Source organism: Pseudoalteromonas aliena SW19, from assembly GCF_014905615.1.
GTDB lineage: Bacteria > Pseudomonadota > Gammaproteobacteria > Enterobacterales > Alteromonadaceae > Pseudoalteromonas > Pseudoalteromonas aliena.
Genome location: NZ_AQGU01000025.1, coordinates 360,678 through 382,471, shown reverse-complemented (window position 1 = coordinate 382,471; position 21,794 = coordinate 360,678). Strand labels below are relative to the sequence as shown.

The 21,794-nt window shown below is 38.8% G+C and carries 19 protein-coding genes; 14 read left to right on the top strand and 5 right to left on the bottom strand.

The window, feature by feature from the left end:
- The first annotated feature begins 133 nt into the window (after window positions 1-133).
- The 9 genes from serC (at window position 134) to PALI_RS07230 (ending at window position 8,231) form a co-directional block, all read left to right on the top strand.
- Window positions 134-1,216: a 3-phosphoserine/phosphohydroxythreonine transaminase gene (gene serC / locus PALI_RS07270; protein ID WP_193155418.1), complete on the top strand. Its 1,083-nt coding sequence runs from the start codon at window positions 134-136 to the stop codon at window positions 1,214-1,216.
- The gene (gene aroA, locus PALI_RS07265; protein ID WP_193155417.1) at window positions 1,216-2,493 is read left to right on the top strand and encodes a 3-phosphoshikimate 1-carboxyvinyltransferase; all 1,278 of its coding nucleotides are present in this window, start codon (window positions 1,216-1,218) and stop codon (window positions 2,491-2,493) included. Before serC ends, aroA begins: the two co-directional genes overlap by 1 nt.
- 106 nt (window positions 2,494-2,599) lie before the next feature.
- A complete protein-coding gene (cmk, locus tag PALI_RS07260; RefSeq protein WP_138584908.1) occupies window positions 2,600-3,310 on the top strand; it encodes a (d)CMP kinase in 711 nt (236 codons plus the stop codon).
- 96 nt (window positions 3,311-3,406) lie between these two features.
- Window positions 3,407-5,074 (top strand): 30S ribosomal protein S1, encoded by a 1,668-nt coding sequence (gene rpsA / locus PALI_RS07255; protein ID WP_077539018.1) that lies wholly within the window; start codon window positions 3,407-3,409, stop codon window positions 5,072-5,074.
- A gap of 67 nt (window positions 5,075-5,141) precedes the next feature.
- On the top strand, window positions 5,142-5,429 hold the full coding sequence (gene ihfB / locus PALI_RS07250; RefSeq protein ID WP_007376597.1) for an integration host factor subunit beta: 288 nt from the start codon (window positions 5,142-5,144) through the stop codon (window positions 5,427-5,429).
- Between the two features lie 25 nt (window positions 5,430-5,454).
- The gene (locus PALI_RS07245; RefSeq protein ID WP_024612800.1) at window positions 5,455-5,736 is read left to right on the top strand and encodes a lipopolysaccharide assembly protein LapA domain-containing protein; all 282 of its coding nucleotides are present in this window, start codon (window positions 5,455-5,457) and stop codon (window positions 5,734-5,736) included.
- Between the two features lie 2 nt (window positions 5,737-5,738).
- Complete coding sequence (gene lapB, locus PALI_RS07240; RefSeq protein ID WP_193155416.1) at window positions 5,739-6,875, top strand: lipopolysaccharide assembly protein LapB; 1,137 nt, start codon at window positions 5,739-5,741, stop codon at window positions 6,873-6,875.
- 186 nt (window positions 6,876-7,061) lie between these two features.
- On the top strand, window positions 7,062-7,766 hold the full coding sequence (pyrF, locus tag PALI_RS07235; RefSeq protein WP_193155415.1) for an orotidine-5'-phosphate decarboxylase: 705 nt from the start codon (window positions 7,062-7,064) through the stop codon (window positions 7,764-7,766).
- A gap of 90 nt (window positions 7,767-7,856) precedes the next feature.
- The gene (locus PALI_RS07230) at window positions 7,857-8,231 is read left to right on the top strand and encodes a hypothetical protein (protein WP_193155414.1); all 375 of its coding nucleotides are present in this window, start codon (window positions 7,857-7,859) and stop codon (window positions 8,229-8,231) included.
- Between the two features lie 88 nt (window positions 8,232-8,319).
- Here the strand turns inward: PALI_RS07230 and PALI_RS07225 are convergent, their stop codons facing one another.
- Together PALI_RS07225 and PALI_RS07220 are read right to left on the bottom strand one after the other, a co-directional pair.
- Entirely contained in the window at window positions 8,320-9,150 is an 831-nt protein-coding gene (locus tag PALI_RS07225) for a CvfB family protein (RefSeq protein ID WP_077537959.1), read from the bottom strand.
- Window positions 9,151-9,152: 2 nt separating this feature from the next.
- A complete protein-coding gene (locus tag PALI_RS07220; RefSeq protein ID WP_077537958.1) occupies window positions 9,153-10,475 on the bottom strand; it encodes a DEAD/DEAH box helicase in 1,323 nt (440 codons plus the stop codon).
- Between the two features lie 207 nt (window positions 10,476-10,682).
- Between PALI_RS07220 and trhO the strand changes: the two genes are divergently transcribed.
- The 3 genes from trhO to PALI_RS07205 all read left to right on the top strand — a co-directional run bounded on the left by trhO (window position 10,683) and on the right by PALI_RS07205 (window position 14,448).
- Window positions 10,683-11,690 (top strand): oxygen-dependent tRNA uridine(34) hydroxylase TrhO, encoded by a 1,008-nt coding sequence (gene trhO, locus PALI_RS07215; RefSeq protein ID WP_193155413.1) that lies wholly within the window; start codon window positions 10,683-10,685, stop codon window positions 11,688-11,690.
- 148 nt (window positions 11,691-11,838) lie between these two features.
- Window positions 11,839-13,734, top strand: coding sequence for a DUF294 nucleotidyltransferase-like domain-containing protein (locus PALI_RS07210; RefSeq protein ID WP_193155412.1), 1,896 nt, complete (start codon window positions 11,839-11,841; stop codon window positions 13,732-13,734).
- 3 nt (window positions 13,735-13,737) lie between these two features.
- The gene (locus tag PALI_RS07205; protein ID WP_138584901.1) at window positions 13,738-14,448 is read left to right on the top strand and encodes a 3'-5' exonuclease; all 711 of its coding nucleotides are present in this window, start codon (window positions 13,738-13,740) and stop codon (window positions 14,446-14,448) included.
- Between the two features lie 241 nt (window positions 14,449-14,689).
- Here PALI_RS07205 and PALI_RS07200 read toward each other — a convergent pair whose 3' ends face one another.
- The gene (locus PALI_RS07200; protein ID WP_193155411.1) at window positions 14,690-16,270 is read right to left on the bottom strand and encodes a BCCT family transporter; all 1,581 of its coding nucleotides are present in this window, start codon (window positions 16,268-16,270) and stop codon (window positions 14,690-14,692) included.
- 415 nt (window positions 16,271-16,685) lie between these two features.
- On the opposite strand from PALI_RS07200, the gene egtB reads away from it, so the two are divergent.
- Window positions 16,686-17,957 carry an ergothioneine biosynthesis protein EgtB gene (gene egtB, locus PALI_RS07195; protein ID WP_193155410.1) on the top strand — a complete coding sequence of 424 codons (1,272 nt, stop codon included), beginning with the start codon at window positions 16,686-16,688 and terminating at the stop codon, window positions 17,955-17,957.
- Window positions 17,954-18,928 carry an L-histidine N(alpha)-methyltransferase gene (gene egtD / locus PALI_RS07190; RefSeq protein WP_193155409.1) on the top strand — a complete coding sequence of 325 codons (975 nt, stop codon included), beginning with the start codon at window positions 17,954-17,956 and terminating at the stop codon, window positions 18,926-18,928. Before egtB ends, egtD begins: the two co-directional genes overlap by 4 nt.
- A gap of 279 nt (window positions 18,929-19,207) precedes the next feature.
- Here the strand turns inward: egtD and PALI_RS07185 are convergent, their stop codons facing one another.
- Window positions 19,208-20,071, bottom strand: coding sequence for a PhzF family phenazine biosynthesis protein (locus PALI_RS07185; protein WP_193155408.1), 864 nt, complete (start codon window positions 20,069-20,071; stop codon window positions 19,208-19,210).
- Entirely contained in the window at window positions 20,055-21,728 is a 1,674-nt protein-coding gene (asnB, locus tag PALI_RS07180; RefSeq protein WP_193155407.1) for an asparagine synthase B, read from the bottom strand. Before asnB ends, PALI_RS07185 begins: the two co-directional genes overlap by 17 nt.
- Window positions 21,729-21,794 lie beyond the last annotated feature (66 nt).

Here is a 21,794-nt window from a genome sequence, read left to right as displayed (position 1 = left end):
CGCTTTTTTTAATGTTGTTGAAAAAAATTAATAGTGTATGAAATTATATTTATTCATTAAAATCGTGAGATTGAGTGGATGGATATTATAGGTTCATGCTTAGTCGTTAAATTACTGGAATGAGGCAAAGGTAATGAGTAAATATAATTTTTGTGCGGGACCGGCTATGCTACCGCAAGCGGTTATGAAAAAAGCGCAAAAAGAGTTTCTAGATTGGCAAGACCTAGGTGTTTCTGTAATGGAAATGAGTCATCGCAGCAAAGAGTTTTTAGCATTAACTGCAAAATGTGAGGCAAGCCTTAGACGCTTGATGAACATTAGTGACGAATACGAAGTGCTATTTATGCACGGTGGCGGTCGTGGCCAGTTTAGCGCCGTGCCATTAAATTTACACCAAGATGGTAAAACTGCTGTTTATTGTGAAAATGGCGTGTGGTCAAAAAGTGCAACGGATGAAGCTAACAAATTTACCAAAACGCTTTCAATTGATGTTCGTAACGATGTAAATGGTGAGTTTTCGATTAAACAGGTTACTAATTGGGTGTTACCTGAAGATGCATCTTACATTCACTATTGCCCTAACGAAACGGTAGATGGCCTAGAGATTTTTGATGTGCCGAGTCATCCAACTGCGCCAATTGTTGCTGATATGTCATCGACTATTTTATCGCGCGAAATAGACGTAAATAAATTTGACTTAATTTATGCCGGCGCGCAAAAAAACATAGGCCCATCGGGCATTTCGATTGTTATTGTTCGTAAAACATTACTTGAGCGTGAAGGTCTTCCTAAACCCGGTATTTTAGATTACGCCTTAGAAGCAAAACAAGGCAGCATGTTTAATACACCTCCCACCTTTGCGTGGTACTTAGCGGCTGAAGTATTTGAATGGTTAGAGCTAAATGGTGGCGTAAAAGCCATGGAAGTTCAGAACATAGCTAAAGCGCAGCTACTTTATGATTTTATTGATGGATCGAGCTTTTATACAAATAAAGTAGCTAAACATTGCCGTTCACGTATGAATGTTCCGTTTTGGCTTAATGATGAAAGCTTAAATGATAAGTTTGTTGCTCAGTCTAAAGATGCAGGGTTACTCGCTCTTGAAGGCCACAGAATTGTGGGCGGTATGCGCGCAAGTATTTATAACGCAATGCCTATTGAAGGTGTTCAAGCACTTGTTAGTTTTATGGACGCATTTGCAAAGGAGCACAGTTAATGGAGCAACTTCGTTTAGACCCTATTTCTCGTGTAAACGGCAGCGTGACATTACCAGGCTCAAAAAGTTTATCTAACCGTATTTTGTTACTTGCAGCACTTGCAAATGGTACAACCGTTGTTGAAAATTTGCTCGATAGTGATGATATTCGTCATATGTTGGGCGCTTTAAAGTTATTAGGTGTAAATGTTACTTTAAACAATGAGCGAACAGTTGCAACGGTTGAGGGCGTTGGTGGTGTATTTAAAACGCCTAGTGAGCCGTTGTTTTTAGGTAATGCGGGTACTGCTTACAGACCTTTAACGGCTGTGCTTGCTGCCGTTGCTGGTGAGTATGAGCTAATTGGCGAGCCACGTATGGAAGAGCGTCCGATAGGGCACTTGGTTGATGCTCTACAAGCGCTTGGTGGTGATGTTACTTATACAAAACACAAAGACTACCCACCACTTAAAATTGTAGGTGGTCAAATAAAAGGTGGTGATGTTGAAATTGATGGCAGTATTTCAAGTCAGTTTTTGACCGCTTTGTTAATGGCTGCACCGTTATTTAATGGTGATACACAAATTACAATTAAAGGGACGTTAGTCTCTAAGCCTTATATTGATATTACCCTTGATGTAATGGCACGTTTTGGTGTGAATGTTGAACACAGTGATTATGCAACGTTTAAAGTTAAAGGTGGTCAACAGTATCAATCGCTTGAACGTATTATGGTTGAAGGCGATGCATCTTCTGCTTCTTATTTCGTGGCAGCAGCAGCGATTGCTGGTGGCGAAATTGAAATTAAAGGAGTAGGTGCTAAATCGGTCCAAGGGGATATTGGTTTTGCTAAAGTCATGGAGCAAGTCGGTGCCAAAATCGATTGGTATGATGAGCGACTTGTTGTACGTAAAGGCGAGCTAAAAGGCGTAGATATTGACGCCAATGCAATTCCTGATGCTGCTATGACTCTTGCAACAGTGGCGCTTTTTGCAAAAGGTCCAACTGCTATCCGTAATATTTATAACTGGCGTGTAAAAGAAACAGACAGGCTACACGCAATGGCAACTGAGCTTAGAAAGGTTGGTGCTGAGGTAGTAGAGGGACACGACTTTATAGAAATTACACCGCCTAAACACTTCAACGATGTAGCAATAGACACTTACGATGATCACCGCATTGCAATGTGTTTTGCTATGGTAGCCGTTGGTGGAAAGCCTATAACGATTAATGATCCGAAGTGTACCTATAAAACATTTCCTACATTTTTCAATGTATTAGCATCAGTGAGTGAATAGGACTGTTATAACTATTTATAAAAAGTTACACACTAATAGCAGATATATTTTAATAACTGACGTATAATATCGCGGTTTATTTAGGTGTGCATTGCAGGAGGTTTAAATGCAGGCGTTATTAATGCCCGTGATCACCGTTGATGGCCCAAGTGGTTCAGGTAAAGGAACTGTTTGTCGCTTGTTAGCCGAAAAGTTGGGATGGGATGTATTGGATAGCGGTGCAATTTATCGCGTATTATCCCTTGCAGCACTTCATCATCAAATAGCATTAGACAATGAAGAGGCACTTGTGCCGCTCGCTGCAAACTTAGATGTACAGTTTTTGGTGGATAGCCAAACTAATGCTGGAAAAGTTATTTTAGAAGGCGAAGATGTAACAACCACTATTCGTAATGAAGAAGTCGGGTCAGCTGCGTCAAAAGTAGCTGCGTTACCTCGTGTTCGTGAAGCATTATTGCGCCGCCAGCGTGCATTTCGCAGTGAAAATGGCTTAATTGCCGATGGTCGTGATATGGGCACTGTGGTTTTTCAAGATGCACCGTTAAAAATTTATTTAACAGCAAGTGCACAAGAGCGTGCGCGCAGACGTTTTGTTGAGTTGAATACGCGCGGTCTTGATGTTACACTGAGTGGTCTATTACAAGACATTCAAGATCGTGATGAGCGCGATATGAATCGTGCGGTTGCGCCGCTTGTACCTGCAGAGGATGCCATAGAGCTCGATACTAGCGAACTCAATGCTCAGCAAGTGTTTGATAAAGTTATAACTTTATTAGATATTGCTATCTCTGAAGGTAAGCTTCCTAAACGAAGCTAAAACACATTTTATGCACCAGCAGGATGCCAGTGCTATTTTAACAACCCCATGCAGCATGGTTGCTTATTGGTATTAATATATGAGACGTATATTCGTATGTCAGAAAATTTTGCGCAGTTATTTGAAGAAAGCTTAAAGGGTTTTGAAGCAGAGCAAGGCTCTATCGTTAAAGGTACAGTAATCTCTATCGAGAATAACATTGTACTTGTAGATGCTGGTCTTAAATCAGAAAGTGCTATCCCTGCAGAGCAGTTCAAAAATGCTGCTGGTGAACTTGAAGTTGCTGTAGGCGACGAAGTAGATGTTGCACTAGATGCAATTGAAGACGGTTTCGGTGAAACTATCCTTTCTCGTGAGAAAGCGAAGCGTCACGAAGCGTGGATCCGTCTTGAGAAAGCATGTGAAGAGCAAGAGACTGTTACTGGTGTTATCAACGGTAAAGTTAAAGGCGGTTTCACTGTTGAAGTTGATTCAATCCGTGCTTTCCTACCTGGTTCACTTGTTGATGTTCGTCCAGTACGTGACACAACTCACCTTGAAGGCAAAGAGCTTGAATTTAAAGTAATCAAGCTTGATCAAAAACGTAACAACGTTGTTGTTTCACGTCGTGCAGTTATCGAATCAGAAAACTCACAAGAACGTGAAGAGCTTCTTGCTAACCTTGTTGAAGGTCAAGAAGTTAAAGGTATCGTTAAGAACCTTACTGACTACGGTGCATTCGTTGATCTTGGTGGTGTTGATGGTCTACTACACATTACTGATATGGCGTGGAAGCGTGTTAAGCACCCTTCAGAGATCGTTAATGTTGGCGACGAAATCGCAGTTAAAGTTCTTAAATTCGACAAAGATAAAACTCGTGTATCTCTAGGCCTTAAACAGCTTGGTGAAGATCCATGGGCAGCTATCGCTGGTCGTTACCCAGAAGGTTCTAAACTTTCTGGTCGTGTTACTAACCTTACTGATTACGGCTGTTTCGTGGAAATCGAAGAAGGCGTTGAAGGTCTAGTACACGTTTCTGAAATGGATTGGACTAACAAGAACATCCATCCTTCAAAAGTTGTATCACTAGGTGATACTGTTGAAGTTATGGTTCTAGAAATTGACGAAGAACGTCGTCGTATTTCTCTTGGTCTTAAGCAATGTATTGCTAATCCTTGGCAGGAATTTGCTCGTCTACAAAACAAAGGCGATCAAGTTACTGGTAAGATCAAATCAATCACTGACTTCGGTATCTTTATCGGTCTTGACGGTGGTATTGACGGTCTTGTACACCTTTCAGACATTTCTTGGAATACACCTGGCGAAGACGCTGTACGTGAATTCAAGAAAGGCGACGAAATCACTGCTATCGTATTACAAGTTGACCCAGAGCGTGAACGTATCTCTCTAGGTGTTAAACAAATCGAAGCTGACCCATTCAATAACTACCTTGATGCAAACAAAAAAGGTGCTATTGTTAAGGGTAAAGTGACTGAAGTTGATGCTAAAGGCGCAACTGTTGAACTTATCGAAGGCGTTGAAGGTTACATTCGTGTAGCTGATATCGCTCAAGAGCGCGTTGAAGATGCAACTACTGTTGTTTCTGTTGGCGACGAAATTGAAGTGAAATATGTTGGTGTTGATCGCAAGAACCGCACTTTAAGTTTATCTGTTAAAGCTCTTTTCGAAGCAGAAGAGAAAGAAGTAATAGAGAAGCTTAAGAAAGAAGAGCCAGTGTTTGAAAACGCAATGGCAGCTGCTTTCGCAAATGCACAAAAAGACTAATATATAATTAGTTTTTAGTTGGAAGGGCATTTTTTGCCCTTCCTATATCTCTTTTTAAGGAAACGCTATGACTAAGTCAGAATTGATAGAAACACTTGCGGAACAACACGCGCACGTTCCAGTGAAAGATGTTGAGAATGCTGTAAAAGAAATTCTTGAACAAATGGCCGGCTCATTATCTACTTCAGATCGTATAGAGATCAGAGGTTTTGGTAGTTTCTCTTTGCATTTCCGCGCTCCTCGCACAGGTCGTAATCCTAAGACTGGCGATACAGTTGAGTTAGACGGTAAGCATGTTCCTCATTTTAAACCAGGTAAAGAATTACGCGACCGCGTAAATGAAAGTATTGCCTAGTTAACTAATTTATTGGAGTAGTTACTTGTTTAAGGTATTAAAAATTATTCTGGTTGCACTATGCCTTATTAGTGCTTTTGTATTGGGTTCTCAAAATCCACAGTTAGTACAAATTAATTATATAATTGCCAGTAATACATTACCTTTAGCTGTAATCATAAGTATCTGCTTTTTGTTAGGTGTTGTAATCGGTTGTTTTATTAGTTTTAAATTGTTCTCACAGTTAAAATGGCAAAATTATCGGTTAAAAAAACAATTAGCGCCTGAAAAAGATAAAAAAAAGCTTGCTGCTAATAAAGACACCTAATCATGATTGAGCTTTTGTTTTTATTATTACCTGTAGCAGCCGGTTACGGCTGGGTGATGGGTAAAAATAGCGCTAAAAACCAAGCTCATCAACTTAACCGTCAGATCACTTCTGAGTATAGTAAAGGTTTAAAATTTTTACTTGATAGAGAAGAAGATCAAGGGTTAGAGCACCTAATTAATCTACTCGAAGTTTCTGCTGATTCAGTTGAACATTATTCTACGCTTGCCACCATGTTTCGTCGTCGAGGTGAGTTAGACCGAGCGATAAAAATTCATGAACTTCTTCTAAAACATCCAAGCTTAAATGAACAACAAGCAGCTACAAGCAGATTAGAGCTCGCCGAAGATTATATTATGGCAGGCTTGCTTGACAGTGCAGAGGAGCATCTAGTTTGGTTAGTAAAAGCAGGGCATGTTGAAGCTCTCGAACCTATTATTACTTTATATTCACAAACCCGTGAATGGGAAAAAGGCATCAACATGTTTGAGGCCCACAGCGAATTATTTTCAAAAGAACAACAATTTAAAGCGATTGCAAATTTTTATTGTGAAACAGCCTTAGCTGATAATACCCCACAATTAATGAGAAAAGCGATTAGTTTAAATTATAAAGCTGTTCGTCCTCTTTACGAATTAGGTTTATCTGCTTATACAAATGAGGATTACGTTAAAGCCATTTATTATTGGCGAGAACTCGTGACTCAATTTACGTTATTTGCCCCGCTATTTATTGATAGACTCGCACACAGTTACAAACAACTAAATCTAACGCACCAATTTCATGAGCTAGTAAATGACTTATTAGAAAAAGGCGGCGTATTAATAAAAATAAAACATTGTCAGGCTTTATTAGAACAAGGTTTCACAGAGCAAGCATTTGAGTTTTTAACTGATAGTTTAAAACGACAACCAACAATTCGCGGTTTTAGTTTTTTGCTGCAATTGATGGCTGATCAAAATAAAAACACGAAAGAAGTTTTAGAGCAGATTGATAAACTTGTTACTTCATACATTGCGACTAAACCTGACTTTCAATGTCAGCATTGCGGCTTTACTAGCTATACAATTTATTGGAATTGCCCTTCTTGTAAACATTGGGAAACCATTGTACCGAGTAGAGGGTTAGATGGATTTTAATAACCCCCCTTAATAACGGATTTAAAAGATGAGTATTTTAGCAAATTAAGCCATGTGTTTACTGATTTTAATTTTTATAAAGTAAGCTTGTATAAATTTACTTTATCGACACCCAAAATTACCCGCTAAAACTATTTTATTAGATCTATTTATATAATTACTTTATTGCCATACATTAGGATAGTTATGTCTTTCGAACATTCAAAAAAAATTCTCATTGCATTAGATTACGATGATCAGCAAATTGCCCTAAATTTTGTTAAACAACTTTCTCCTGATACTTGCCGTCTTAAAGTCGGTAAAGAGATGTTTACCTATTTCGGTCCTGCTTTTGTTAAAGAATTAATTGATTTAGGTTTTGATGTGTTTCTAGATCTAAAATTTCATGACATTCCTAATACTGTAGCTAAAGCTGTCACTGCAGCCGCAAAAATGGGTGTATGGATGGTTAATGTACATGCATCAGGTGGTTTTGAAATGATGCATAAAGCTAAACTTGCTTTAGAGCAGTTTGGTGATAAAGCGCCTTTGCTTATTGCTGTGACTGTTTTAACAAGCATGGATGAAAAAGAACTCAAACGTTTAGGTATTGAAAAATCCCCGCAGGAACAAGTCATTTACTTAGCTCGGCTTGCAAAAGAAGCAGGGCTTGATGGCATAGTTTGTTCAGCACAAGAGGCAAAAGTGCTTAAAGTTGAACTTGGTGATAAATTTAAATTGGTTACGCCAGGTATTCGTCCGGAAGGTAGTGATGTAGGAGATCAAAAGCGTATCATGACACCAAAACAAGCGATTGATGCTGGAAGTGATTACCTTGTTATTGGACGACCTATAACAAAATCGAATGATCCTGTAAAAGTGCTTAATGATGTTAATCGCTCGATTAATTAAATTAACAAAAATAGTTGATTGATGCTAAAATCCTTACTAAATATGGTTCTAATATTACAAAATATTGTTTATATGTAGTGAGGGTTTGTCTTGAAATTGTTATTCTATGTGGTTATTTTTGCTGTTGCGGCTTTCTCAGTAAACAAATATTATTTATCAGGGAAGATAGATTCTGAGGCTTTAACAGTTGCTGATGTTATCGTGAGCTACCCCGTTAATATTTTTGATTTCAAACAGACTATGGCAGATTATGCACACCACTTGTGCTATAAAAACGAAGATGTCCTTAGTTATCAAGACATTAGTGCTCGTGAATGTGTTAATAATCATGATGATAGGAAGCCTGATTGTGAAAGTAGGATTTTTCGTCTAGCACCTTTGAACTTAAAAACTAAAGAAGAGGTTATTGATTATTCAAAGCAATATACGCAATGCACCTTACCGTATAAATATATTATGGGCTAAGTAAAAGAATAATTTAATAATAGGCAGTTTATTATTGAGTGAAGATAGAAGTTGAGTGGTTGGCCACTCAACTTCTATCAGTAAAAAATTACTTCAAACGAATTGACTTTGCTTCAATATCTATTAATTCTTGCTTGAATAGTCCACCAATTGCTTTTTTGTAGTTAGCCTTACTGGTAGAAAACATCTTTTTTATTGCTTCAGGATCAGACTTATCGCCGAGTGGGATCACACCCCCTTCATTCTTAAGCTTTTGCATAATAGTTTCACCAAGATCGCTTACTTTTCCCATACCAGGCTTTTCTAGTACGACATCAATTTTTCCGTCGTCACGTACTTTTTGAATGAAACCTTTAAGCTTTTGGCCCACAAATAAGCTTTTAAATACCATATTGTAAAATACAACACCGAAGTGCGATTCTTCAATTAATACCTTATAGCCAATATCTGTTTTGCCAGCAACAATTAAATCCACTTCTTGTAAGTGTGTATATTGCGGCTCATCTTTAGATAGGAAACGATTAAAATTGTTTGATGCACAAATACGTTGGCTTGCATTATCAAGGTACAAACGAACTAAATATGAATGACCTTCTTGCATGCGTGGCTTTTGTTCGTTAAACGGGGTTAGTACATCTTTTTCAAGCCCCCAATCTAAAAATGCCCCAATACTGTTTATTTCTTTAACGCGTAGTAGGGCGTATTCACCTACTTGTGCATGAGGCTTTTTAATTGTCGCTGTGGCTAAGTTAGCATTGTCTAAAAAGATAAATACACTAATACTATCGCCAGCTTCAAGCTCATGTTTTATTTCTTGTTTTGGTAAAAATACTTCACCTAAATCATGGCCATCAAGGTAAGCACCTTCATTGCTTACTTCTTTTACAAATAAGGTTTGTGTTGTTCCTAGGTAACTCATAATTATTCCTGCTCAGGCTTTTTTTTACGGCGCATCGGTGTATCGCCATCAATATTCATGGGTGCTTTAATTGGGGCTGATGGTTTTTTAGGTTTTGCTTTTCGTTTAAATAGTGGCTTTTTAGCAACAACTGTTTTTTCTTTTTTCAATACAGATTCAGGTTTTTTCTCTTTTATCCCTTTAAATTTTGCCTTTAAACCATCAATGCTGGCAAAATTTAACTCATCATTTAAAAATGCTTTTATGGCTAAATAGCTAGCCCAATCTTTAGGGCCTACCAGCGAAAGCGCACTTCCTTTAAAACCTGCACGCCCAGTACGTCCAATGCGATGCACATATTCTTCAGCATGTTTTGGTAAATCAAAGTTAATTACATGCGTTACGCTGAGCAAATCTAAACCACGTGAGGCAACATCCGTTGTGATCAATATTTTAAAATTCTCACGACTAAACGAGTCCATAATATCTAGGCGCTTATTTTGTGTTAAATCACCAGCAAGTGCTACCGACTTAAATCCTTTAGCATTAAGTGCTTCACTTAAACGGCTTGTATCAGCGCGCGTTGCTGTAAAGATAATACATTGACCAACATCATCTTGATTTAAAAAATGTTCTAATAATGCCTCTTTGTGATCTAGATGATCCGCTAAATAGAGTGTTTGTGTGATATCACTGTGCTGCTCATTCGCTGCACTTAGCGTAATTTGCTTTGGTTTTTTTAATAAATTACGAGATAGAGCATCTACCTGTGCGTGATCCAGCGTTGCAGAAAACAGTAATGTTTGACGCAAACGGTGATTCGCTTGCTCGTTAATCATTTTTAACTGTTCGGTAAAGCCTAAATCTAAAATACGATCGGCTTCATCGAAAATAAGTAATTCAAGTCCGCTTAATTGTAATGAGCGTTGTGTAATGTGATCCGCTAAACGACCTGGGGTTGCGACTACAAATTGTGGATCGTTACGCAGTGCTTTAACTTGATCATTAAAGTTTTCTCCGCCAAGTATTTTCACCGCTTTAATCGCTGTGCCTGCAATTAATAAGCGAAGTTGTGTGAACACTTGTGTTGCAAGCTCTCGTGTAGGCGCAACAATAAGTACACGAGGATCGCGTTTACTGAGTGCCTTTTGTTTCATCACCCGTTGTACTGCAGGTAGTAAAAACGCTAAGGTTTTGCCCGACCCAGTTTTAGACTGAGCGAAAATGTCATGCCCTGCAAGTGCGGTAGGCACTGCATGCGCTTGAATATCGGTGGGCTGGGTGATCCCTTGATGTGCTAATTGTGTTTCAAGGCGTGTATCAATCCCAAGATCAGTAAACTGCAATGTGTGTTTCTCCAAAATGAGCAATTAAGTCTTTAAATTTATTGGCGTATTATAGCTTACTGAGGTGCCGTGCTAACAGTAAAAACCATTCTATAGCAGCATTTTTTGCAATTAATCCAAAAAAGCGTAAAATACGCGCCCCATATGCGCCGGATTTACGATTCGGTAAACGCCAATACTGGCTAACAAGGCAAAATAGGAAATATAATGACTGTTGTTCATAAAGATAATGTAACGGGCGATCACTTTGTTGTGTGCGCGCTGTATAAATTCGTTGGGTTACCTGAATTTGAAGCTATCCGTAAGCCATTGCTTGAAGTGATGGAAGCAAATGAAGTACGCGGTACTTTATTACTCGCTGCCGAAGGTATAAACGGCACTGTTTCTGCAAAACGTGAAGGGATAGACAATTTATTAATATGGCTGGATAAACAACCAAATTTAAAAAACATCGTGACAAAAGAATCTTACGATGATGAATGCCCGTTTTATCGCACCAAAGTTAAGCTAAAAAAAGAAATTGTTACGATGGGCGTTGAAGGCGTAGACCCGCTTAAAGTTGTGGGTAGCTATGTAAAGCCAAATGAGTGGAACGCACTTATATCTGATCCTGAAGTTATTTTGATTGATACCCGCAATGATTACGAAATTGAAATTGGTACATTTCAAAATGCAGTCGATCCAAATACTAAAACTTTTCGCGAATTTCCACAGTGGGCTAAAGAAAACTTAGATCCACAAAAACATAAAAAAGTAGCGATGTTTTGTACGGGTGGTATCCGCTGCGAAAAATCGACGGCTTACATGAAAGAGCAAGGCTTTGATGAAGTTTATCACCTTGAAGGCGGTATTTTAAAATACCTAGAAGAAGTGCCAAAAGATGAAACCATGTGGGAAGGCGAATGTTTTGTATTTGATAATCGCGTGGCGGTTGATCACGACCTACAAAAAGGCTCTTATGATCAATGCCACGCGTGTCGTATGCCAATTACAGAAGAAGAAAAGTTAAAGCCTGAATACATGGAAGGTGTCTCTTGTCATCATTGTATTGAAGAAGTAACTGATGAGCAACGTGCACGTTTTGCTGAACGCCAAAAGCAAATAGAATTAGCGCAAGCGCGTGGTGAAGGCCATATTGGTAATGAGGCACAAGCTGTTTTACAGCAACGTAAAGAAGCTAAAAAAGCCCAAAAAGACGCTCAGCGCAGTAAATAATTTTTTACAATAAACATTACATTTAAAGAGTCTATTTAGGCTCTTTTTTTGTGCCTAAAATTGTGCAGTAATTGTTTTAACATCTTAATGATAATGTTAATCTGCAAGATAGATTTAGTCATTTTAATGCGCGTACAGGAAGGGATTTATGCAAGCCGAACAAGTTGAAATCGCACAATTTTTAGCACAACATCCTCCTTTTGATGACTTACCTCAAAAAGCGCTTAATGAGTTAGCTCAACAAGTAGAAGTTGCTTATTTTAGAGCAAAAACAGATATCTTGAGTTTTGGCCAAGACATAGCTGATTTGTACGTAATTAGAAGTGGCTCTGTAGAAATGTATCGTCGAAATGGCGAGCTTTACAATCGTTTGGCTACAGCGGGTATATTTGGGCAAATGGGTTTGTTGATGAACCGTAAGGTGCGTTTTCCTGCAACTGCTCTTGAAGATACGTTAGTTTACTGCATAAATGTTGAGCTGTTTAATCGCTACTGTGATGAGTTTGATGCGTTTGCTGATTACTTTGAAACTGACGGTAACGTGCGTTTACATCAAGCTATTGTCGAGCAAGCCGATGGCAATGACCTGACAACCGCGAAGGTGAAATCATTAATTCACAGAGATGTAGTCACCGTAGATGCAACTTCAACAGTACAAGACATCGCTAAATTAATGACCGAAGAGGCGGTATCGTCAGTGTTGGTAACCGATGTAAATAAACCAATAAATGATGACCCAGAAGAAGACGATGGACAAGTCGTTGGTATAATAACCGATAGGGATTTACGCTCCAAAGTAGTGGCTAAAGGACTTGCTTTTAACACACAAGCAAAAGAGATTATGTCAACTAACTTAGTGCTTTTAGATGCTAATGACTATATTTTCGAAGCCGTACTGGCCATGCTAAGAGACAACTTACACCATTTACCAGTAGTACAAAAAAGACGCCCAATAGGGGTTATCTCCCTCTCTGATATTTTACGTTACGAATCGCAAAGCAGCTTATTACTTGTACGTGGCATACTTGCTCAACAAACAATCGAAGATTTGGCGCATTATGCACGTCAATTGCCCAATGTATTTGTACGTATGGTTAATGAAGATGCAAATTCACACATGATTGGTACAGCCATGGCTGTTATAGGACGTACATTTAAACAAAGATTACTTGTATTAGCTGAAGAAAAGTTTGGCCCGCCTCCTGTGCCTTATTGTTTTATTGCTCTAGGCTCAATGGCTCGCGACGAGCAACTTATTGTAACTGATCAAGATAACGCGCTTATTTTAGATGACAGTTACGACGATGAAAAACATGACGCGTATTTTCAAAATATTGCCGATTTTGTGTGTGATGGCTTAGCGCAGTGTGGTTACACCTACTGTGATGGAGAAATTATGGCGTCGTTTAAAAAGTGGCGTAAAACTCGCTCACAGTGGTTTGATCAATTTGCAGATTGGATAGCGAAGCCAAAACCACAAGCACTACTAAATAGCTCAATATTTTTTGATTTAGGCGGTGTATGGGGCAAAACTAAATGGGCCGACGAGCTTAAAATATTTATAGCAAAACAAAGTAAAGTAAATCGTGTGTTTTTAGCAAATATGGCAGCAAATGCGCGCAACAGAACACCTCCACTTGGCTTTTTTAAAGGCTTTGTTATGGAGCATAATGGCCAACATAAGCGTTCAATGAACTTAAAGCGAAGGGGGACTGCACCACTTTCTGATGTTATACGCGTTCACGCATTAGCTGTTGGATCGCGAAAACAAAACTCGTTTGAGCGATTAGAAGATATTATTGAAGCGAAACTTTTACCGCAGGGTAAAGCGCAAGATTTACGTGATGCACTTGAATATATTGCGATGATGCGAATACGCCATCAAGCATGGCAAATAGAGAAGGATGAAGAGCCAGACAATGACTTAGATCCACATTTACTTTCTCCATTTGAACAGCGAAACCTAAAAGAGGCATTTGCAATTTTAGAAAAAGCACAAAGTTATTTAAAATTTAGCTACACAGCAAACTCTGGTGTGAAGTAGCCTATGAATCCGCGTAATTATAAAGCATTTGATTGGCAAGCTAGATATAACGATCTTGCCAATAGTACCGAAAATAAACTTTTAAAACACTTTTATGCTGGTGCTTATAATCAAGATAAAGCTGCTGTAAAAGATGTACCTTTTGTAGCAATGGACTTTGAAACCACAGGTTTAAATAGCCAAAACGACGATATAGTAAGTGTTGGGCTCGTGCCGTTTAATTTAAAGCGTATCTATTGTAAACATAGCCGGCACTGGGTTGTTCAACCTAGGCGTAACCTGCATGAAGAGTCGATCTTAATCCATGGAATAACGCACTCTGAGGTCGACGACGCCCCTGACTTTAATCGAATTATTGAGCCTTTACTTGAAGCGCTGAGTGGGAAAGTTGTCGTGGTGCATTACGCTGCAATAGAGCGCCACTTTTTAAATAATGCGTTATTACTTAGACTTAAAGAAGGGATTGAGTTTGCACTGGTAGATACGATGGAAATAGAAAAAAGAGCACTAAAAGCAAGGCAAGGGTTATTAGGCCGGCTGTTTAATACCAAGCTAGGTTCGCTCAGATTGACAGATTGTCGTGAGCGTTATTCTCTACCGGCTTATCACAATCATAATGCGCTAACGGATGCACTTGCTACAGCTGAGCTTTTACAAGCGCAACTGAGTCACCATTATCGTGTAGACACGCCCATTTCAGAGTTGTGGGTATAATACCAATTTTATTAAAAACATGATCATTCTAGCGTATTAAATAACTCACTAACGACGTTAAAAATTATTTATATAGAACAAATATGTATCATAATTTTAGCCTTGTTATTGATTTATTTTCTTATCGCTATAATAGATCACTAATTTAATGCAATTGGTATAGCCTTAAATAGGTAAACAAAAAAACGCCGCAAAATTGCGGCGTTTCATCACGAATTAAAAGTGTTGCTAATTAATTGTATTATTTAATTGGGCGTGGCTCAGTTCGTAAACCTAAAATTAAGCTTACACACATAAACAACAACACAATAGTAAATGGCAAGCCAGTAGAAACAGCACCTGCTTGGAGTGCTTCAATTGCTTGTGTACCACCAATCCACAGTAGTGCAGCTGCAATGGCGCCCTCTACCGTTGCCCAAAATATACGTTGTGGCACCGGTGCATCAATTTTACCGCCAGCTGTAATTGAATCAATGACTAATGAGCCTGAGTCAGATGAGGTAATAAAAAATACTAACACTAATACAATCGCAATAAACGATAAGATATTAGATAGAGGTAATTCATCAAGCATTTGGAACATAGCTAAAGGTACTTCAGTTAAACCATTAGTGCCTAGCGCACCAACACCGTTAACTACTTGGTCAATAGCAATACCACCATAAATAGACATCCATAAAACAGTAACTAGCGTAGGGATAAGTAATACCGCAATTAAGAATTCACGAATTGTTCGACCGCGAGATACACGCGCGATAAACATACCTACAAACGGAGACCAGGAAATCCACCAAGCCCAATAAAACACAGTCCAACCATGCATCCATGTTTCGTCTTCGCGGCCATGTGGGTTACTCAATGGAATAATGTTTTCTACATAGCCCATCACGGTAGTCGGTACGTTGCCCATTGCTACAGCAAAGCCAACTAAACAAACAAACAATAATAATGAAAACGCGATGAGCATATTTACATTACTCAGTAGTTTCACACCACCATCAATACCACGCACTACAGAAACGATTGCTAGGAGTGTAACACCCGCAATAACCAAAATTTGAGACCCTACACCACCTTCTGTACCAAATACATGATTAATACCAGCAGAGGCTTGTTGAGCACCTAAACCTAAAGATGTTGCAAGACCAAATAACGTAGCAAGTACAGCTAAGATATCAATGATATGACCAGGCCAACCCCAAGCTCTGTCGCCTAGTATAGGATAAAAAATAGAACGAATAGAAAGCGGTAACCCTTTGTTATAGGTAAAAAAGGCAAGAGATAAACCAACAACAGCGTAAATAGCCCAAGGGTGAAGTCCCCAATGGAACATAGTTGCGCCCATTGCTAATTTTGCAGCCTCAGGTGTATTTGCGGCCACATTAAGTGGTGTTTCGTACCAACCAGTAAAGTAAGCAACGGGTTCAGCAACGCCCCAAAACATAAGGCCAATACCCATACCTGCAGCAAATAACATTGCAAGCCATGAAATTCGAGAGTGAGAAGGTTTAGCATCATCACCACCAAGGCGAATATTTCCGTAAGGAGAAACAATAAGTGCTAAACAAAAGAGCACAAAGAAGTTGGCAGCCCACATAAAAAGGGCATCAAAATTATTAATAATATCGGTCTTGATACTATCAAGCGCTGTTTTTGCAGTTAGTGGGTCGGTAACAAGTATGGCGATTAAAAAGATGACAATCAGGCCCGCACTAGTTCCAAAAACAGGGTTGTGTATATCAAACCCCCACTTTTGTACGTTGTCCTGACCTACGGTGTAGTCCGTATTGTCAATACTATATTTGTCATGATTTTCCTTCATGCAATACCTCTGTAGTTGTCCTAATATACTGGCGTTACCAGCGTCATATCTAATTACATTAGCCTTTAAATACAAAGTAAAACAAATACTGTAATTTATTTGAAGACTAACTAATTTGAAGAGTGATTTTACAATCACTAGTGTATGAGTTAAATATTAAATGTAAATGATTTTGTAGTTAAAACGCTGATATTATGGCTATACGAGCAATTTATTTTAACTTTTGTATTAAAAACCAACATTCAGGTAGCGTTAAAAATTAGTTTGCTATTAAAGTAAAAATTTATACTTAAGGCGTATAAATAATGTCGATCACGTAATGAAAACTGATGTTTATTAAGTTGTAACATAAATATGATTTAACACTACAGTAAGCTATATTTTATAACGAGCATGGGTAAAGGACTAAGTTATTATGAACAAGCCTGAAACAAATCATAAAGGCGGCGATGCACTCGCTGAATGTTATCAATCTGTTCGACGCTACAGCTTAGCTATTACTGCACAATTAAGCGTCGAAGATTGCCAATTACAAGCCATGCCTGATGTAAGTCCATGTAAATGGCATTTAGCGCACACCACTTGGTTTTTTGAAACATTCTTATTAAGTATTCATTGTAAAAATTATCAGGTGTTTGATCCGCAATTTAAAGTGCTATTTAATTCTTATTACAATGGCATCGGTGCGCAATTTAAGCGCAGCAACAGAGGGAGTTTGTCACGACCAAGCCTAAAAGATGTACTTACATACAGAGCGTATGTTGATAAAGCAGTACTGCAATTATTAAGCACTCATAACGACGATGTTATTGAGCAAATAATCACACTAGGACTCAACCATGAGCAACAGCATCAAGAGCTTATGCTTATGGATATTAAATACAACTTTTCGGTTAACCCGACGTTTCCTAAATATAAAGCCATTGATATCCCTATTTCTAACAATAACAATCTGATAAAGCCTGCTAACTTTATTGATTTTGACCAAGCTATAGTCAATATAGGCACTAGCGATCAAACACAGTTTGCTTATGATAACGAACAACCCAAACATCAGGTACTAATACATTCATTTCGTTTTGCTAATCGATTGGTTACTAATGGTGAGTATTTAGCATTTATCAATGCGGGCGGTTATAACAATCCACAATATTGGCTAAGTGATGGTTGGGCGCATAGTAAAAATCAAGGTTTAAGCAAGCCTCTTTATTGGCATTATATTGATGGCAAGTGGTTTGAGTTTACCCATTACGGCTTACAACCACTCAATTTTAATGCCCCCGTTTGTCATGTCAGCTATTTTGAAGCCACTGCCTATGCTAATTTTGTCGATGCGCGATTACCCACAGAATTTGAGTGGGAATACGTTGCCAAAGCACATAACGTTATTAAGCCCTCCCAAAACCAGCTAATGCCCGGACAGTGCGAAGGCGATGAAAAAATAACTCAGTTAACAGATGCATGCTGGCAATGGACGAACAGCGCATATTTACCGTACCCAGGTTTTAAGCCTATAGAAGGCGTTGCAGGGGAATACAATGGTAAGTTTATGAATAACCAAATGGTGTTACGTGGCGGGTGTGTGTTTACCCCTAAAAACCATTTGCGCACAACATACCGTAATTTTTATTACCCGCATCAAGCGTGGATGTGCAGCGGGATAAGACTGGCGAGGGATAAAGTATGAATCAAATAACAGCAATAAAGCAAAGTAACATCACCGACACTGAGTTTTTAAACGACGTGATAAGCGGATTAACTCAACAGCAAAAAACGCTTCCGTGTAAATATTTTTACGATGATAAAGGCGCTGCATTATTCGAGCAAATAACAACCTTGCAAGAGTATTACGTAACACGTACCGAGCTGTCTATTTTAGAGCAACACTCGCAAGCAATTGCTGATCTGTTACCTGAAAACCTTTCTATTATCGAGCCAGGCTGCGGCTCGGGTAAAAAGGTTGCCTATTTATTAGCGCATATGGCAAACGTAAAAACCTTTGTACCGTTTGAAATTTCTGAAGAGATGCTCAGTTATTCACTTGCGCATTTATCACCGTTATTTCCAGAGCTAATAATTTCACCTTTGCTAGGAGACTTTACACATAGCCAAATGGTTAAGCAGCTAACCAAAGACACCGCTTTAGATAGTCAAACTAATTTGGTTTATTTTCCGGGCTCTACTCTTGGTAACTTTGCGCCAGTTAAAGCGATAGAAATTATGAATAATTTCCATCGCTTATGCGGTGTAAACGGTTATGTACTAATTGGGGTTGATTTAGTAAAAGAGCGCCAAGTGTTACTGGATGCATATAACGATAAAGTGGGAGTCACCGCCGCATTTAATAAAAATTTACTACAACGTATTAATAACGAGCTAAATGGCACATTTAATTTAGATAACTTTAGCCACGAGTCGCGCTTTAACGAGCAACATAGCCGTATTGAAATGCACTTAGTAAGTAACTGTAATCAAAGCGTGATTATAAATGATCAGCAAATAGACTTTATAGAAGATGAAAGTATTCATACAGAAAACTCTCACAAGTACACGCTTGAATCGTTTAAGCAGCTTGCAGCGCAAGCTAATTTAACGTTAGAGCAAACATGGCAAGACGATAGTAACTATTTTGCCTTGTGCTTATTAAGACCGCTTTAAACGTTACTTAAGTTTAGGGCGTGTTGATCTTTGATAGTTGAATTTGCAGCAATATGTTTGGTTTTTAGGCAAGGCAGAGCCTATTAAGTGTGGTTATTCCACATAAATAGGCGATAACGCAGCATAAATGCCAAACATGTGCTGCCCTTCGGGTTCTGCCTAGGGGCGATAAACTCTTTGTTGCTCGATTTTTACTTAGCCCACTAGGTTACAAACCTCGCGCCGCGATTTAATCGCCCCTAGATTGAACAAATTTCAATTCGCAAAGATCAACACGCCCTAGTAAATGACAACTTGGGCATTGTTAAACTCATAGTTTAGCAATGCGCCATTATTTGATTGCTGTATAAGCTTAGCTTTATTTAAACCATGTAGTCTAAATAGCAGGGGGGCAATAACAGATACCGCAGAGCCTGTAGCACTGTCTTCATTTACACCAAACTGAGGTGCAAAGTATCTAAAATGCGCTATGGCATTTTTCTTGTCTTTATTTTTTATACTAAGGGCAATTACTGCATTTTTGTGGAGTTTACTCAAAGCTTTAAAATCAACGTGTAAGCTTTTTAAATCGTCTTTTTCAAATTCTTTATTAAATTCTTCATTAAATAGCACGACGGTATAACCGTTTTTATCATCGGTACTGTAGGCTACTTTTATTGCTGATGAAAACACACTTTTTAACTCACTTTCAGCAAATTCGCTTTTTTTAGGCTCTATGCTTTTTAGTAACAGCTGAGCGCGTTGTTTTTTTACTCTTATAGTAAAACGCTCATGACTCATTGAAGTAAATACGTCAGGGCAATAACCAAAATGATCTATCAAAAAATTAGCGGCTGCTAAAGTACCATGTCCGCAGCGTTTAATTTCATGTGTTTGGTTAAACCAGCGAATTTTACAATGCAGTTTAGTTATCTCATTGTGATTTAAAAATACGGTAGCAGGGTGAATTGATTGTGATGCAATATATTGCATTGTTTTTGACGTTAACCCGTTTTTATAAATAACAATTAAAGCGCTTGAGCCTTTTAAGTTATTTGCAGAGCTATAAAAAATAGATTCGGTGGAAGTGAACTCTATAAAGCGAAGCGTAAGCCATTTAGGCTTACGCTTCGCTAAGCAAAGAGTATTAACCTTTGCTTGCATATGCGTCGTTATGAACGCCCGCAGCACGACCTGATGGATCGGCATTGTTTTGAAACGATGCGTCCCATGCCAGTGCTTCAGGAGTCGAACACGCTACCGACTTACCATGCGGTACACATTTAGCGGATGCATCACCAGGGAAATGCGATTCAAAAATAGTACGGTAGTAGTACGCTTCTTTTGAATCCGGTGTATTAATAGGGTATTTAAATTTCGCATTTTCAAGCTCTTGATCGCTCACTTGCTCATTTACAAACTCTTTTAACGTATCAATCCAGCTGTAACCAACACCATCTGAAAACTGCTCTTTTTGACGCCATAGCACTTCTTCAGGTAAGTAGCCTTCAAAGCCTTCACGTAAAATGTGTTTTTCAATTTTGCCATCTTTACACATTTTAGCTTCAGGGTTGATACGCATAGCAACATCAACAAATTCTTTATCAAGAAACGGTACACGTGCTTCTACGCCCCATGCCGCCATTGATTTATTAGCACGTAAGCAGTCAAACATATGCAGTTTTGATACTTTACGGTTTAGCTCTTCATGAAACTCTTGTGCGTTAGGGGCTTTATGGAAGTATAAGTAGCCACCAAATAGCTCATCAGCACCTTCGCCCGACAACACCATTTTAATGCCCATCGCTTTAATTTGGCGAGCCATTAAGTACATAGGTGTAGAGGCACGAATCGTTGTTACATCGTACGTTTCAATGTGGTAAATCACTTCACGCAGTGCATCAATACCTTCTTGAATAGTAAAAATGATAGGGTGGTGAATAGTCCCAATCATGTCAGCTACTTTTTGTGCAGCGGCTAAATCAGGTGAGCCTTTAAGGCCCACTGAAAAAGAATGAAGTTTAGGCCACCATGCATCGCTTTCATCATTATCTTCAATACGTTTGGCAGCAAAGCGCTGAGTAATAGCAGAGATAACTGATGAGTCTAAACCACCAGAAAGTAATACACCGTAAGGCACGTCACACATTAGCTGGCGTTTAACGGCCGCTTCTAATGCATCTTTAACGTCTTGGGCTTCTGCGCTGTTATCTTTAACTGCATCAAACGTTTCCCAATCACGCTTGTAATAAGGCGTCATTTTACCATCTTTGCTGTACAGGTAATGCCCTGGTGGAAATTCTTCAATATGCTTACAAATTGGAGAAAGTGCTTTTAGCTCAGAAGCAACGTAAAAGTTACCGTGCTCGTCGTGACCGGTGTAAAGCGGGATAATACCAATATGATCACGGCCAATTAAGTAAGCGTCATTTTCTTCGTCGTATAAACAAAATGCAAAAATGCCATTTAGGTCATCTAAAAAGTCAGGCCCTTTTTGTTTGTACAGGGCTAAAATAACTTCACAGTCTGATTGAGTTTGAAAAGTAAAATCAACATCTAGCTCTGCTGCAAGTTCTTTATGATTATAAATCTCGCCATTAACGGCTAAAATATGTGTTTTTTCTGGATTGTATAAAGGCTGTGCACCGCTTGATACTCCAACAATAGCTAAACGCTCATGCACTAAAATAGCTTTTTCAGATGCATATACACCAGACCAATCTGGGCCTCGGTGTCTAAGCAGTTTTGACATTTCAATTGCTTGAGTACGCAACTGAGTGGGATCAGATTTAATATCTAATACCCCAAAAATTGAACACATAGTAACTCCTCATTCCTATTATGTGTGTAGTACAGCCAATTTGCTGCACTGCGAACCTTTGTTTTA

Excerpts from the sequence above, each read along its gene's own strand:
- serC (WP_193155418.1), top strand. The coding sequence starts at position 134 with ATGAGTAAATATAATTTTTGTGCGGGACCGGCTATGCTACCGCAAGCG.
- aroA (WP_193155417.1), top strand. The coding sequence starts at position 1,216 with ATGGAGCAACTTCGTTTAGACCCTATTTCTCGTGTAAACGGCAGCGTG.
- cmk (WP_138584908.1), top strand. The coding sequence starts at position 2,600 with ATGCAGGCGTTATTAATGCCCGTGATCACCGTTGATGGCCCAAGTGGT.
- rpsA (WP_077539018.1), top strand. The coding sequence starts at position 3,407 with ATGTCAGAAAATTTTGCGCAGTTATTTGAAGAAAGCTTAAAGGGTTTT.
- ihfB (WP_007376597.1), top strand. The coding sequence starts at position 5,142 with ATGACTAAGTCAGAATTGATAGAAACACTTGCGGAACAACACGCGCAC.
- lapB (WP_193155416.1), top strand. The coding sequence starts at position 5,739 with ATGATTGAGCTTTTGTTTTTATTATTACCTGTAGCAGCCGGTTACGGC.
- pyrF (WP_193155415.1), top strand. The coding sequence starts at position 7,062 with ATGTCTTTCGAACATTCAAAAAAAATTCTCATTGCATTAGATTACGAT.
- PALI_RS07225 (WP_077537959.1), bottom strand. The coding sequence starts at position 9,150 with ATGAGTTACCTAGGAACAACACAAACCTTATTTGTAAAAGAAGTAAGC.
- trhO (WP_193155413.1), top strand. The coding sequence starts at position 10,683 with ATGACTGTTGTTCATAAAGATAATGTAACGGGCGATCACTTTGTTGTG.
- PALI_RS07210 (WP_193155412.1), top strand. The coding sequence starts at position 11,839 with ATGCAAGCCGAACAAGTTGAAATCGCACAATTTTTAGCACAACATCCT.
- PALI_RS07205 (WP_138584901.1), top strand. The coding sequence starts at position 13,738 with ATGAATCCGCGTAATTATAAAGCATTTGATTGGCAAGCTAGATATAAC.
- PALI_RS07200 (WP_193155411.1), bottom strand. The coding sequence starts at position 16,270 with ATGAAGGAAAATCATGACAAATATAGTATTGACAATACGGACTACACC.
- egtB (WP_193155410.1), top strand. The coding sequence starts at position 16,686 with ATGAACAAGCCTGAAACAAATCATAAAGGCGGCGATGCACTCGCTGAA.
- egtD (WP_193155409.1), top strand. The coding sequence starts at position 17,954 with ATGAATCAAATAACAGCAATAAAGCAAAGTAACATCACCGACACTGAG.
- PALI_RS07185 (WP_193155408.1), bottom strand. The coding sequence starts at position 20,071 with ATGCAAGCAAAGGTTAATACTCTTTGCTTAGCGAAGCGTAAGCCTAAA.
- asnB (WP_193155407.1), bottom strand. The coding sequence starts at position 21,728 with ATGTGTTCAATTTTTGGGGTATTAGATATTAAATCTGATCCCACTCAG.